At 41.2% G+C, this 12,679-nt stretch carries 16 protein-coding genes and 1 pseudogene; 3 read left to right on the forward strand and 14 right to left on the reverse strand.

Features of this window, described 5'->3' with window-relative positions:
- Positions 1 to 74: 74 nt before the first annotated feature.
- From QTA56_RS08590 to QTA56_RS08610, 5 genes are all read right to left on the reverse strand, one after another.
- The gene (locus QTA56_RS08590) at positions 75 to 464 is read right to left on the reverse strand and encodes a DUF3106 domain-containing protein (RefSeq protein ID WP_267980554.1); all 390 of its coding nucleotides are present in this window, start codon (positions 462 to 464) and stop codon (positions 75 to 77) included.
- The gene (locus tag QTA56_RS08595; protein ID WP_267980555.1) at positions 454 to 777 is read right to left on the reverse strand and encodes a ferritin family protein; all 324 of its coding nucleotides are present in this window, start codon (positions 775 to 777) and stop codon (positions 454 to 456) included. Before QTA56_RS08595 ends, QTA56_RS08590 begins: the two co-directional genes overlap by 11 nt.
- Positions 764 to 1,381 (reverse strand): RNA polymerase sigma factor, encoded by a 618-nt coding sequence (locus tag QTA56_RS08600; RefSeq protein WP_267980579.1) that lies wholly within the window; start codon positions 1,379 to 1,381, stop codon positions 764 to 766. The genes QTA56_RS08595 and QTA56_RS08600 overlap by 14 nt, the downstream gene beginning before the upstream one ends.
- Before the next feature lie 157 nt (positions 1,382 to 1,538).
- Complete coding sequence (locus QTA56_RS08605; protein ID WP_267980556.1) at positions 1,539 to 2,315, reverse strand: TrmH family RNA methyltransferase; 777 nt, start codon at positions 2,313 to 2,315, stop codon at positions 1,539 to 1,541.
- Positions 2,316 to 2,372: 57 nt separating this feature from the next.
- Positions 2,373 to 3,347 carry a class 1 fructose-bisphosphatase gene (locus QTA56_RS08610; protein WP_267980557.1) on the reverse strand — a complete coding sequence of 325 codons (975 nt, stop codon included), beginning with the start codon at positions 3,345 to 3,347 and terminating at the stop codon, positions 2,373 to 2,375.
- Positions 3,348 to 3,520: 173 nt separating this feature from the next.
- Between QTA56_RS08610 and QTA56_RS08615 the strand changes: the two genes are divergently transcribed.
- Positions 3,521 to 3,715 carry an NF038105 family protein gene (locus tag QTA56_RS08615; protein WP_267980558.1) on the forward strand — a complete coding sequence of 65 codons (195 nt, stop codon included), beginning with the start codon at positions 3,521 to 3,523 and terminating at the stop codon, positions 3,713 to 3,715.
- A 38-nt stretch (positions 3,716 to 3,753) separates the two neighbouring features.
- On the opposite strand, the gene pal is transcribed toward QTA56_RS08615, so the two are convergent.
- The 9 genes from pal to ruvA form a co-directional block, all read right to left on the reverse strand.
- Positions 3,754 to 4,320 (reverse strand): peptidoglycan-associated lipoprotein Pal, encoded by a 567-nt coding sequence (gene pal / locus QTA56_RS08620; RefSeq protein WP_004777287.1) that lies wholly within the window; start codon positions 4,318 to 4,320, stop codon positions 3,754 to 3,756.
- 22 nt (positions 4,321 to 4,342) lie between these two features.
- Positions 4,343 to 5,626 carry a Tol-Pal system beta propeller repeat protein TolB gene (tolB, locus tag QTA56_RS08625; RefSeq protein WP_267980580.1) on the reverse strand — a complete coding sequence of 428 codons (1,284 nt, stop codon included), beginning with the start codon at positions 5,624 to 5,626 and terminating at the stop codon, positions 4,343 to 4,345.
- A 99-nt stretch (positions 5,627 to 5,725) separates the two neighbouring features.
- The gene (tolA, locus tag QTA56_RS08630; protein ID WP_267980559.1) at positions 5,726 to 7,216 is read right to left on the reverse strand and encodes a cell envelope integrity protein TolA; all 1,491 of its coding nucleotides are present in this window, start codon (positions 7,214 to 7,216) and stop codon (positions 5,726 to 5,728) included.
- A 3-nt stretch (positions 7,217 to 7,219) separates the two neighbouring features.
- Positions 7,220 to 7,672: a protein TolR gene (tolR, locus tag QTA56_RS08635; RefSeq protein WP_267980560.1), complete on the reverse strand. Its 453-nt coding sequence runs from the start codon at positions 7,670 to 7,672 to the stop codon at positions 7,220 to 7,222.
- A complete protein-coding gene (tolQ, locus tag QTA56_RS08640) occupies positions 7,672 to 8,370 on the reverse strand; it encodes a protein TolQ (RefSeq protein WP_267980561.1) in 699 nt (232 codons plus the stop codon). The genes tolR and tolQ overlap by 1 nt, the downstream gene beginning before the upstream one ends.
- 24 nt (positions 8,371 to 8,394) lie before the next feature.
- Positions 8,395 to 8,802 (reverse strand): tol-pal system-associated acyl-CoA thioesterase, encoded by a 408-nt coding sequence (gene ybgC, locus QTA56_RS08645; RefSeq protein ID WP_267980562.1) that lies wholly within the window; start codon positions 8,800 to 8,802, stop codon positions 8,395 to 8,397.
- A 135-nt stretch (positions 8,803 to 8,937) separates the two neighbouring features.
- Positions 8,938 to 9,882: a hypothetical protein gene (locus tag QTA56_RS08650; RefSeq protein WP_267980563.1), complete on the reverse strand. Its 945-nt coding sequence runs from the start codon at positions 9,880 to 9,882 to the stop codon at positions 8,938 to 8,940.
- Positions 9,883 to 9,970: 88 nt separating this feature from the next.
- Positions 9,971 to 10,966, reverse strand: a complete 996-nt coding sequence (ruvB, locus tag QTA56_RS08655; RefSeq protein ID WP_267980564.1) for a Holliday junction branch migration DNA helicase RuvB — start codon at positions 10,964 to 10,966, stop codon at positions 9,971 to 9,973.
- A 7-nt stretch (positions 10,967 to 10,973) separates the two neighbouring features.
- Complete coding sequence (gene ruvA, locus QTA56_RS08660; protein ID WP_267980565.1) at positions 10,974 to 11,582, reverse strand: Holliday junction branch migration protein RuvA; 609 nt, start codon at positions 11,580 to 11,582, stop codon at positions 10,974 to 10,976.
- A 204-nt stretch (positions 11,583 to 11,786) separates the two neighbouring features.
- On the opposite strand from ruvA, the gene QTA56_RS08665 reads away from it, so the two are divergent.
- Positions 11,787 to 12,242, forward strand: coding sequence for a DUF2846 domain-containing protein (locus tag QTA56_RS08665; protein ID WP_267980566.1), 456 nt, complete (start codon positions 11,787 to 11,789; stop codon positions 12,240 to 12,242).
- 150 nt (positions 12,243 to 12,392) lie between these two features.
- Positions 12,393 to 12,679: pseudogene (locus QTA56_RS08670) on the forward strand (IS982 family transposase); the annotation flags it as partial.

Here is a 12,679-nt window from a genome sequence, read left to right on the forward strand (position 1 = left end):
TGAATTAAAAAAATAGCGCTATTTATAGCGCTATTTTTTATATATTTTAAATAATGATTGATGTGTTGAATGAATTAGTGCTCAGAATATTTAGTTAGATATTCATCTCTAATTGTTACACGTTCTTCCAAACTCGCATTTTGCATGCGTTTACGTAAGTTATTTCGCTCCTGGGTGCTCATTTTCTGCCAGACGTCACGCATTTTTTGTTTTTCATCATCGGGTAATTGTGTAAACCACTCCATTCTTTGCTGGAGTTGTGAACCTTGGTCTGTTGGAATCTCTTTTAATGTCTGGTAGCGTTTAATTAAGATACGCTGTTCTTCAGGGGATAAATCATCCCATGCTTCTTCAGTTGTAGGTTTGCTGGGTTTAGAGAAAACCCAAAACCGTTCTGAACCAGCAAAACTAGTTTGTAATAAACCCAATGTACACACAACAAGTGCTAACTTTCTAGCTGCCATGTGGAACTTTATCCTCACCTAAGACCATTAGCATTTCCATATCTTCAACCATTTGTGGAGAAAGCTTTGGATTCACGATGACCTGGTTTTGCGGTTTGTCTGCGAGTTGCAGAGAGCTTGGGAGAACTACAATGCCCATGATTGCAGCGGCAAATGCAAAACCAGTCATTTTCCAGATACTGTAAAAAGACGTAGGTCTCTTTTGAACAGAATCCAGAACATGATTCATCACCAACATTTTATTGTGATGCTGTTCTCTTGCGAGTTGGTCAAGCTTGGAAGTCACTCGTTTGGTGAATTCATCTTTTTTCATTTGATGATCCTCCCATATGTGGGTTTAAATGCTCTAAAGCGATTCTGAGTCCCTGAATTGCACGGTGATAATGTGTTTTCACACTGCCTTCACTGCAATCCATGATTTGAGCTGTGGTCATGGTATCAAAACCCTCCCACGCTCTTAGCATAAATGCCTGTTGTTGACGTACTGGTAATTGGTTGATTGCAGCCTGAATTTCCTCCATTGTGACTTCCTGATCGAGAAAATCGAATGGATTAGGCGTGGATTCATCTACAATATCAATGATTTCATCATCATCATCCAAATTCACCTTTTTAAACAATGAAAATGGACTTGCTCGGCGTGCTTCTTTGCGTCGCCAATCCTGTAGTTTGTTATTTAAAATGGTGTAGAACAGGGGATACCATTCTTCGGTACTTTTATCTGAATATGACTTATGCAATGAAATAAAAGCTTCCTGAACCAAATCCATTGCAATGCCTTGTTGTCCCTGGGTTGCACTTTCCATCATCACAAGCGCACGACCTGTAACGTCTTGCATAAAAAAACGCAGACGTTGTTCAACAGTACTGCGGTCAGTACCATTATCGGTTCGGGCCTGTTTCGGTGCTAAATCCATAGAGATGGAAAATCCTGTCATGGATACCCACCATTATTTCAATTCATTAGTTCTATAACGTTGAAAATGGTGGATGCGTTGACAACTTAAGCAATTATTTTTAGTAGTGTAATTGATTTTCTCGGCGGAGAAAGCGTATTTAAAATAATTTAACGTTTTACTGACGTTGGCGAACCATCTCAAACAGACAGATTGATCCCGCAATTGCAACATTCAAGGATTCCTGACCACCAGGTTGAGGAATAGTGACAGCCTGGGCATGTTCAAGGGCATAGTCACTTGCACCTTGTCCTTCGTTACCTAGAATCCAGACACAGGGCTGGGTTAAATCCTTGCCATATAAACTGGTGGAACGGTGAGAGCTGGTGACAAACACGGGAATATTAAATTTTGGTAAAATATCTGTAAGTTGATAATTCTCAAAACAATTTAAACTAAAATGTGCGCCCATGCCTGCACGTAGTACTCGGGGAGACCAAAGTAATGCTGAACCCTGGGTACAAATGACTTGTTGAACATTGGCCGCTGCTGCTGAGCGTAATAATGTACCCACATTACCTGGATCCTGAACATTTTCAAGAATCAGGGTGTCTTTGTTAAAATCAATAGTTTGAATATTTGAGGGCAAATCAATAATGGCCAAACAGGGTAGGGTTGTACCTAGTGTACTGAGATCTTTATATAAAACCTCACTGATCACAAAGATATGCCCCTTGTGCAATTCAATTATCTTTTGCAAATCTGGATGGGACAAGGCTTGTTCAGTGGTAAACAGGGAAAAGATTTTCTTTTGTTGTTGTAACCATGTTAGGCACAGATGTGTTCCTTCGAGTACCGTTTGTTGATGTTTTTTTCGGGCACTGTTGAGTTCGATGAGTCCACGCAAATGTTTGATTTTTGCATTGTCTTTTGATTCTAAAAAAATAACCGCCATAGGGTAAATATCCAAAAGGACATTACAATTTATAATGCCCTGATTATTAAAAAATAATTAATGATAACTTGTTACGCGTTCCACTTCATTTTTAGAGCCGATAATCACAGGAACTCGTTGGTGTAACTCAGTTGGCTGGATGTCCATAATGCGAACACGACCTGTTGTAGATGCACCACCAGCCTGTTCAATCAGCATGCTCATTGGGTTTGCTTCATACATCAGACGTAAACGCCCAGCTTTTTTCGGGTCCTTAAGGTCATAAGGGTAGAGGAAGATACCACCGCGGCATAGGATACGATGAATGTCACCGACCATACACGCCACCCAACGCATGTTGAAATCTTTTTCACGGACTGAGGTTTTTCCAGCCAACAGTTCATCAATATAACGTTTTACAGGATTTTCCCAGTGGCGTTGATTAGATGAATTGATTGCAAATTCCTGGGTATCTGCTGAAACCTGAACCTGTTCAGTCGTGAGCAGGAAAGTTTGTGTCGTTGGATCAAATGTGAAGAAAGCAACGCCTGCACCTACAGTAAGCGCCAGCATGGTGGATGGACCATACAGTACATAGCCAGCAGCGACCTGTGCTGTGCCTGCCTGCATAAAGTCAGCAGATTGAGTTACGGCATTTTTAGCAGGTAAGATTGAGAAAATCGTACCCACACACATATTGATGTCAATATTGCTTGAACCATCAAGTGGGTCAAACAAAACTAGATATTTACCATTTTCCTGTGCAGGCGTGAAGTCATCCAGCTCTTCTGAAGCCAAGCCCCCCACCTGTGGATGAACTTTCAGGGCATCAATCAGGTAATCGTTTGAAATGACATCCAGCTTTTTTTGTGTTTCGCCCTGAACATTTTCATTGCCCGCACTGCCTAAAATACCTGCCAGGGCACCTTTTTGCAGAGCCTGGTCAATGGTTTTGCATGTGTTTGCAATTGTTTCAATGACCTGAGCCAACTCTGGTGTCAAATTCCCATTTTGTTGTTGTAAATATTGGGACAAAGTAAGGTTTGACGACATATTGAATAGCTCCGATTTTGCTGCATCAAAATTGATAAAAGAATGCGGCTATTCTAGATGAGAACGCCAAAAAATAAAAATTATCTTACTTTATTTATGTTGCTTTTATGATTACAAGCATTCATTTACATGCTATGTTGGGTGCATATTAGACAGGATGTTTGGAGAATAAAATGTCAACCAAGAATTTTGAAGCGACCCCAACCCCAAGTGAACCGATTAGTTTGGATGAAATTTCCAAGGAAAATGTGAAAGATGCCTGGAAAGATTATGAAGCCAAGCCTGAATATAAGGACTTTAATAAGCACGATATGATTGAGTCGATGCAGTCATCTAAACAGGATGATAATACTCAACAGCAGCCATAAAAAATGCTCACATGATGTGAGCATTTTTTCTTAAAGCATTATCTTAATAATGGCGGAACCGCTTCATAGTTGATTTCCACACGGCGGTTTTCTTTCCATGCAGCTTCATTATGCCCTTGGTTCACAGGCGCTTCTTTACCATAGCTTACAGCTTCAAGCTGCTGTGGATTTACACCATTGGTGATTAAAAAGCTTTCTACAGCTTTAGCGCGGCGTTCGCCAAGTGCCATGTTATATTCACGTGTACCACGCTCATCGGTATGGCCTGTTAAAGCAACTTTTGAATTGGCATTTGCAACAAGAAATTGGGCATGTGCTTGTAATGTTTGATAATCTTCCTGAGATAAGTCGCTGCTGTCATAGTCAAAATGTACAACACGTTTTGCTAAAAATGCTTTATTCGCTGCGGTTACGCCTTTTGAGGACGCACCTGCCAAGTTTTGTGCATTGAGTGCAGCATCTTCACTTAGACCATCGGTACTTACCGTTGTTGCGCTGTTTGGTGTATTACCTGCGGTAATTTCAGCAGCAGGTTTACGGCTTGCACAGCCTGTAAAAACCAAGGTCGCTGCCAGTAGGGGAAGTGTAAGATATTTAATATTCATATGTTTCTCCAATTAATCAAATTTATTTGGGTGCCCAAGCTGGTTCCCGAACTTCGCCTTGCTCACTTGGTAAGTTCATACGGAAGCGACCATCTGTTGACATGATAGAGAGTAAGCCGCGCTCTCCCTCACGTGTCGCATAAACCACCATTTGCCCATTGGGTGAGAAGCTTGGTGATTCGTCCAGACTGGTCGGTGTCAGGATGTTGGTAATGCCTGTATTAATATCCTGAATGGCAACTTTATAGTTGCTCCCACTTGGACGATGAACTAATGCAATTTTTTTACCATCCGCACTTAATGTGCCACGGGCATTGAACGCACCTTTAAATGTTAAGCGTTTAACTGAACCATCATCAAAACGATAGCTATAAATTTGTGGAGAACCGCCACGGTCAGAGGTGAAGATAAATGACTTACCATCTGGTGCATAACGTGCTTCGGTATCAATCGCTGAATCGTTGGTCATCCGCTTGACTTGGCGGCTGACTAAGTCCATTTGATAGATTTCAGGGTTACCATGCATTGAAGCGGTAAAGAGCATGGACTTGCCATCTGGTGAAAAGCTTGGTGCACCATTCAAGCCCCTGAAGCTTGCTAAAACTTCACGCTGTCCTGAGGCCAAGTCCTGAAGATAGATTGCAGGGCGTTTGGTTTCAAAAGAAACGTAGGCGATTTTCTTTGCGTCTGGAGTCCAGGCAGGAGAGAGGATTGGATCACGTGACGAAAGAACGGTTTTAGGTTGTTCGCCATCGGTATCAGCAACCTGTAGGGTATAACGTTGAGCTGGAGTTGCCTGATTTCGAAGTACATAAGCAATACGACCACTAAAATCACCTGCAATACCTGTCAGTGCCTGATAAATCGCATCACTGATCATATGTCCCGCCTGGCGGATACGTGAGCTTGGTACAGTCAGGACTTCATTGAGTAGGTATTGCTGTTTTTGTACATCATACAACTGGTATTGAATTTCAAATGTATTGGCATCAATAGCTTTCATTTGTCCGACAACAACATAGGGAATGCCAGCATTTTGCCAGTCGCCAGCCTGAATTTGATCAATATTTGCAGTGGCAGGTAAATTTTGTGATGCACTGGTAAAACGACCTGAACGGTTTAAATCGCTTTCAACAATTGGATAAATCGCCTTGTCATTGGTAAATGGTACAATCGCAATTTTAGGCGCCTGTTCAGGGGCTTTGGCAATTTCAAGATGGAGTTGTGCAAAAGTTGTTGCTGGAACAACAGCGCTAATCGCAGTAAAAACTGCTAAGGAGATGAGATGTTTACGAGTCTTGTCCATAATTACAATAATTTGCATAGTATTGTTGTGGCTGTTGATTATTTAACATAGTTACATGCTTTGTGCTATGACAGGCATGTAACTATTCACGATAAATTACTATTTTGCTGTGAAACTTGAAGTAAAGCTTCTTGCCTCACGACGGGCATCAGGATCTTCTGGCATTGGATAAGGTGCGGCGGCACGAACTGCTGCTTCTACACTGGCTTTTACATCTGGATCGCTTGCTGAAACAATCACTGATAAAACGGCACCGCTGTCACTTAAGGTGACACGGGCAGTTGCCTTTTGACCCGATGAACCTGATGGTATGTCCCAGGCACGTTTAATTTTGCTTTCAAAATCTCGTTTGGCTGTTGAGGCAACTTTCTTGGCATCTGCCTTTTTCTGCGCTGCTTCCTGTTCAGCTTTTTTAGCGGCAGCAGCTTTGGCTTCTTCAGCATCCGCTTTTGCTTTAGCGTCGGCATCTGCTTTACGTTTTGCATCGGCTTCAGCTTTGGCTTTAGCATCTGCGTCTGCCTTACGCTTGGCTTCAGCATCCGCTTTTGCTTTGGCGTCGGCATCGGCTTTTTTCTTGGCATCAGCGTCTGCTTTACGTTTTTCTTCAGCAGCCTTGGCTTTGGCATCTGTTTCCGCTTTTTTCTTGGCGTCAGCATCTGCTTTACGCTTTTCCTCAGCAGCTTTGGCCTTGGCATCTTGCTCAGCTTTTTTCTTGGCGTCAGCATCTGCTTTACGTTTTTCTTCAGCAGCCTTGGCTTTGGCATCTGTTTCCGCTTTTTTCTTAGCGTCAGCATCTGCTTTATGCTTTTCCTCAGCAGCCTTGGCTTTGGCATCTGCCTCTGCTTTTTTCTTGGCGTCAGCGTCTGCTTTACGCTTTTCTTCCGTGGCTTTTGCCTTGGCATCTTGTTCAGCTTTCAACTTGGCTGCATTATCTGCCTTGGTTTTAGCGGCCAGATCAGCTTTACGTTTTGCTTCCTGTTCAGCCGCTTTTGTTTTTGCTATGGCATCTGCCTGACGTTTTTCTTCTGCCTGTTTGGCTTTTGCCTCATTTTCAGCTTGTCGTTTTTGCTCCGCAGCTTTTGCTTTCACCTCGGCATCGGCTTTACGTTTTTCTTCGGCAGCCTTGGCTTTGGCATCAGCTTCTGCACGTTGTTTTTGTGCGACAGCTTCCGCTTGCTTCTGTTGTTCTTCTGCCTGTGCTTTTGCTTTGGCGGCTTCCTCAGCCTTACGTTTTTGTTCAGCCAACTTTGCCTGTTGCGCCTGTTCAGCTTTCAGCTTTTCGGCAGCAAGTTGCTGAGCAGTAGGTGGCGGAGGGGCAACAGGAAGATTTTCAGGCTGAGCTTCATCTACAATTGGACTTAATATTTCTTCTGCCTGATTTTCAGCCGTTGTTTCCTGTTCTACAGGTTTTGCCAATGGAGGAGGTAAGTCTTCAGGCTTAACTAAAATGGTGGTTAGCTTTTTAGGCTGCTCAGGTGGTTTACTCAAGCCTAAAAAAAGTAAGCCAACAATGGCGATGGCATGAACGCCGAGTGTAAAACCCAGTGCAATCGCATTTTGCTTAAAAGGTGGCTCTTGAAATCTTTTCATAACTTATTTTAATGGCTCTGTCAGTAAGCCGACTTGGGTTAAACCTGCTTCTTGTAAACTTGCCATTAGGGAGACAACTTCTCCATAAGGGCGAGATTGATCACCATTAACCAGTACAGTAAGTTGCTTATTTTCCTGTTCTGCCTGTTTTTGAGCATCACTTAACACAGACTCAAGTTGTGCTAGGGAAAGTGGTTCACTGTCTTTATGTTCTTGATATTGCAAATAGATATTGCCATCTTTGCCAATGGTGACCATTGCAGGCGTATCTTTGGATTCAATTGGGTGATTATTGGCTTGTGGTAAATCCACCTTGATCCCGCTGGTAATCATTGGTGCAGTGACCATAAAAATGACCAAAAGCACCAGCATGACATCAATATATGGCACGACATTCATGTCACTTTTCAGTGGCTTCTTGATGCGTTCAAAACGTCCAGATCGTTGAATCGCCATTATGCATCTTCCTGTGTCGTTCCAATCGCTTGACGCTGTAACAGGGCAACCATTTCTTCGGCAAACAGGGCACGGTCTGAATAAATCGCTTCACCTTTTGCGGTGAAATGGTTAAAGGCAAGTACCGCAGGAATAGCAGCAAATAAACCAATCGCGGTTGCAATCAATGCTTCTGCAATGCCTGGTGCCACAGTTGCCAAAGTCACCTGATCCACTGCGGCAAGACCTATAAAGGCATTCATAATGCCCCAGACTGTACCAAACAGGCCGATATAAGGCGCAACAGAACCAATACTTGCCAATGAGCCTAGACCTTGCTCCAATCCACCCTGATCTCGGCTTAAACCAACACGAAGAATACGTTCAGTTCCCTCAATGGTTTGGTTGGTGTCGGCCTTACGTTTTTGCAGTTTAAAGAACTCACCCAAACCCTGATAAAAAATATCTTCTAGACCGCGACGCTTGGAGTTGAGCTGGGCATTATTGTATAAGGTATTCAGTTCGGCACCTGACCAGAACATTTTTTGAAAATGCTCATCATCCTGCGCTGCCTTTTTAAAGCCCATATGTAGTTTGGCAATCAAATACCAGCTAAAAATAGAAGCAAGTAACAGGATCAACATGACCAATTGTACGACAGGACTTGCCTGTAAAATCAGGTCAGAAATGTGCAGGGAAGATTCTAAATTTGTTGCCATAAGTTGAGTGCCGAAAGTTTATTTTTAGTCCTGTGCCAATTCTTTTTGAATCAGGTCACGAATTTCATCAGGAAGTCTGCGTGGCATCAAATCCTTGTTTAAACATGCCAACGTAACCTCACCTGAAGCCAGCAAGATTTCACCACGATATATATTTTGTTGCAACACAAATGACGCGGCTTTACACGAAATAACACGTGCTGTAACGGTAATTAAATCGTCCATTAATATAGGGCGTACATATTTAACCTGAATCTGGTGGACAACAAAGCTGTAATCCTTTTGATGCCAATAGTGTGCGATGCCTGTGGAGCGTAGCCATTCTGTACGGGCACGTTCCATAAAACGGATGTGATTGGCGTGGTAGACAATCCCACCTGCATCAGTATCTTCGATATATACACGAATATTAAATTGGAAGTGATTTGCCATTTCTATTACCTGTTTTTGCGTACTATAAAGCAACTGGGAAATGATATTGCTTCAATGCAGTTAAGGAAATAGTAATAAATAACATATTGTTGAGCTGAAGAAAAAAGCCCCGATATGGGGCCTTTGAGGCTAAAATTAATAAAAATCAATCCAATTGACCGTTTGAGGGAATCCTTGAACGCTATGACCATCAGCATAGGCATTAATCAAGGCCTGGCCATCAACAGTTTCTGTAATTGAGATTGAATTTTGTTTGTTGTTTATATCATTTATCTCAATGATTGCATTACTTGGTTGTAAATGTTCAAGAGAGCGCTGATCGTAAAATGGGACTTTAGAGTTAAAGTTGACAGAGAAAATTTTGCCATTATTATTTCCATTTAATTGGCCCTTTGCTATGTTTTCTATATTTCCCGTTGAATCTGAATAATTTGAAGTAAGGACATAGTCATTTAAGATATATTTTTGATTATTGCTTTTATTTGTTTTATCTACGAATTGATATGTAAACTTGTTTGCTTCAAATAAAACACGATTAAGATCAGGGCTTACTGAGGTGGATGTAGTACTTATATTTCCATTAACTGTATGAATTTCATCTGCCAAATCAAAATTAAAATTTGTTAGTGTTAAATCTGTTCTTTCGAAAGTTGAGGACGTAGATGTTTTGGATTGGATGGTACCAGATAAGATAGTGGTTTCATCTTCACCGAAAACGAGAATTGAGCGTTGAGTGGAATGTATTATAAGATTTTTACAATTATTTAGGCTGACACTACCATCATTGTTGATTTTCGTTGTCCCTGATTGACATGATACCGTATATTTCTCGGGATCTGCATTACGAATGAGACTATAAATTTCATGTGCCACAGTCCCTATATTAATGACTGGATTATCATATTCATTGGAAAGGTTTACAACCGGTTCACTAATGAAAGCAATATTTTCTTTTTTTGTATAATCCAGCTTTTCTGTACCTTGAAAGGAGTCATTATTGTTTGAATCTGTACTCCCACCTCCACAAGCTGTTAATAATAAACTGCTAAATAAAATGGAGATTAATATTTTGCTTTTCATTTTTACCCTGAGAAAATAATAAAGTAATTAAAGTGGCTATATTATTTTAATTACTTCATTATAAAAAGGGTTTTTAAATATTTTTCTATTATTCAGGTGGCGTTAATCCAAACTGTAAATACGCCATATTGGTGGCAATACGACCACGTGCAGTACGCATGACATAACCTTGCTGGATGAGATAAGGTTCAATGACATCTTCAAGTGTGCCACTGTCCTCCGCCATTGCTGCCGCTAGAGCCTCAACACCAGCAGGCCCACCATCAAAACGCTCAAGCAACATGCTGAGATAACGGCGATCCAGCGTATCTAAACCTGCCTTATCCACATTCAGCATATCCAAGGCACGCTGGGCCATATCCTGAGTCACTTCACCTGTACCCTTGACTTGGGCATAGTCACGAACTCGACGTAACAGACGGTTGGCAATACGTGGTGTTCCTCGGGCACGGCGAGCAATTTCAGCAGAACCTTCGTGTGTGATTGGTACATCCATTAAGTTTGCTGAACGTGTGACAATATGGGTTAAGTCCTCAACCGAATAGAACTCTAGACGTTGCACAATCCCGAAACGGTCGCGTAAGGGGGAGGTGAGCAGACCAGCACGGGTAGTGGCTGCAACCAGTGTAAATGGAGGCAAGTCCAGTTTAATTGATCGGGCAGCAGGGCCTTCGCCAATCATGATATCCAACTGGTAATCTTCCATCGCTGGATAAAGAATTTCTTCAATCACTGGAGAAAGGCGGTGGATTTCATCAATAAAAAGAACATCCCCCTCTTCAAGATTGGTCAGCATTGCGGCCAAATCGCCTGCACGTTCCAACACAGGACCAGAGGTTGATTTTAAATTACCACCCATTTCCCGAGCGATAATGTTGGCAAGCGTGGTTTTACCTAAACCAGGTGGGCCAAAAATTAGAGTATGGTCAAGCGCTTCACCACGTCCACGTGCGGCACCAATGAAGATTTCCATTTGTTCACGGACGACAGGCTGTCCAATATAGTCTGCCAATGAAGTTGGACGAATTGCACGATCAAAATGATCTTCTGGTTTTTCTGTTCCGCTAATAAGACGATCTTGCATATAGGTATTACTTCATCATGGATTTAAGTGCCGCACGAATAATATCGGCAGATTCTGTATAGTCTGCCTTAACGGCTGCAACCGCTTTTTGTGCCTCAGCAGGTTTATAGCCGAGTGACTGCAATGCCGCTTCGGCTTCAGCAACAGGTGAGTTTGCCATAAACTGGATTTGAGCCGTGGTTGAGCTTGCATTGCTACTACTGCTTGACTGTGCCAATGCTTTGAAGCGATCCCGTAATTCAATCATCAAGCGTTCAGCAGTTTTCTTGCCAACCCCAGGAACCTTGATCAGGGTATTGATGTCATCGTGTTCAATGGTATGAATTAATAATTCAACACTTAAAGTGGACAATATCCCCAAAGCCATCTTAGGACCGACACCATTAACTTTCAGCAAAGTGCGAAAAATGGTTTTTTCCTGCGCATCGTTAAAGCCATAGAGTTGCTGGGCATCTTCACGGACCACCAAGTGTGTCCATAATGTCACTTTCTGGCCCTTTTGTAATTGGCAAAATGTCGAAAGTGGTGTGTCTATTTCATAGCCAACACCATTCACATTGAGTAAAACTGTTGGGGCTTCCAAGGCAAACACTTCGCCAATTAAACATCCGATCATAGTCTTATTCTATACCTAAAATTTGTGGATATTGTGGCAAAAAATGCGAGAACAAGACAGTAAAATAAGCAGTTTAGTAATATTAAGTGGAACTTGTGTATCTTTGTAAAATTTTTTATATTAGTCAAAGCTATGTTTTAATTTTGCCAAATATAGTTTTAATTTGATTAATAATTCAATTAATAGCTTCCATAGGAGTTGGAAATGTATAAAAAACTAGCATTAATAACATTAGTATCTTTATTTTTTGTTGGTTGTGCAGCAGTGCCTTATGAACAATTAAAATTAGACACGACAACAAACTTTAGAGTTCCATCACCTAATATGTCAGGTATATATGTTTATCAATGGAAATCTGGAATTTATGGTGCGGGAAGAGATGTGGAGTTTGAGATCAAAGGACAACCCACAATTTCTTTGAATACTGGAGAATATGGGTATTTTGAGGTGTCGCCTGGAGAGTATGAGTATAAATGGACAGGAGGAATATTGGGAAAGCAATATTTTCCAGTTAAATTTGAGGCTAACAAAAACTATTTTTTTCATGCTTATTTATTAAATTTTACAGATCGTGCTAATCTGATAAAAGAACAACAAAAAATAGATGAGGTAAAGAAAGATATACTTAATGGTAAGTATGAAGTACATAATGCTGATTAGTTGGGTATAAAATTCGTATATGACAATATTTGGTGTTGTTTTGCATAATAACATATTATAACCTGAATCACGGATAAGCCATAGACTTGAAAAAGAGAAGGACTAGAGCCATCAGTTGGTTACCACACAAAACTTACGACTCTAGTCCTTATGTTCGATAGTACCCAATTATTCTGTATAATTGATGATTTCTTTCTAAAATTTGAATCAGTTTACTGGAAATTCTTAAAGCAAAATCTTAAATGCCTAAGAATTCGCCCTGCACAGCTCAGTATTTCTGAAATTGTCTTTATTGCAATTTGGTATAAACATTCACATTTCAATAACTTTAAAGCATTCTTTACGGCACTGAGACATAACTATCTTCATTTATTCAAAAGCCTGCCTTGTTACCAACGTATGATTTACCTGATCAATACTCATCAACTGGCTTTACA

Source organism: Acinetobacter thutiue, from assembly GCF_030385805.1.
Lineage (GTDB): Bacteria > Pseudomonadota > Gammaproteobacteria > Pseudomonadales > Moraxellaceae > Acinetobacter > Acinetobacter corruptisaponis.

Excerpts from the sequence above, each read along its gene's own strand:
- QTA56_RS08595 (WP_267980555.1), bottom strand. The coding sequence starts at position 777 with ATGAAAAAAGATGAATTCACCAAACGAGTGACTTCCAAGCTTGACCAA.
- QTA56_RS08615 (WP_267980558.1), top strand. The coding sequence starts at position 3,521 with ATGTCAACCAAGAATTTTGAAGCGACCCCAACCCCAAGTGAACCGATT.
- tolB (WP_267980580.1), bottom strand. The coding sequence starts at position 5,626 with ATGGACAAGACTCGTAAACATCTCATCTCCTTAGCAGTTTTTACTGCG.
- QTA56_RS08650 (WP_267980563.1), bottom strand. The coding sequence starts at position 9,882 with ATGAAAAGCAAAATATTAATCTCCATTTTATTTAGCAGTTTATTATTA.
- ruvA (WP_267980565.1), bottom strand. The coding sequence starts at position 11,582 with ATGATCGGATGTTTAATTGGCGAAGTGTTTGCCTTGGAAGCCCCAACA.
- ybgC (WP_267980562.1), bottom strand. The coding sequence starts at position 8,802 with ATGGCAAATCACTTCCAATTTAATATTCGTGTATATATCGAAGATACT.
- pal (WP_004777287.1), bottom strand. The coding sequence starts at position 4,320 with ATGAATATTAAATATCTTACACTTCCCCTACTGGCAGCGACCTTGGTT.
- QTA56_RS08610 (WP_267980557.1), bottom strand. The coding sequence starts at position 3,347 with ATGTCGTCAAACCTTACTTTGTCCCAATATTTACAACAACAAAATGGG.
- QTA56_RS08605 (WP_267980556.1), bottom strand. The coding sequence starts at position 2,315 with ATGGCGGTTATTTTTTTAGAATCAAAAGACAATGCAAAAATCAAACAT.
- QTA56_RS08665 (WP_267980566.1), top strand. The coding sequence starts at position 11,787 with ATGTATAAAAAACTAGCATTAATAACATTAGTATCTTTATTTTTTGTT.
- tolA (WP_267980559.1), bottom strand. The coding sequence starts at position 7,216 with ATGAAAAGATTTCAAGAGCCACCTTTTAAGCAAAATGCGATTGCACTG.
- QTA56_RS08590 (WP_267980554.1), bottom strand. The coding sequence starts at position 464 with ATGGCAGCTAGAAAGTTAGCACTTGTTGTGTGTACATTGGGTTTATTA.
- tolR (WP_267980560.1), bottom strand. The coding sequence starts at position 7,672 with ATGGCGATTCAACGATCTGGACGTTTTGAACGCATCAAGAAGCCACTG.
- ruvB (WP_267980564.1), bottom strand. The coding sequence starts at position 10,966 with ATGCAAGATCGTCTTATTAGCGGAACAGAAAAACCAGAAGATCATTTT.
- QTA56_RS08600 (WP_267980579.1), bottom strand. The coding sequence starts at position 1,381 with ATGGATTTAGCACCGAAACAGGCCCGAACCGATAATGGTACTGACCGC.
- tolQ (WP_267980561.1), bottom strand. The coding sequence starts at position 8,370 with ATGGCAACAAATTTAGAATCTTCCCTGCACATTTCTGACCTGATTTTA.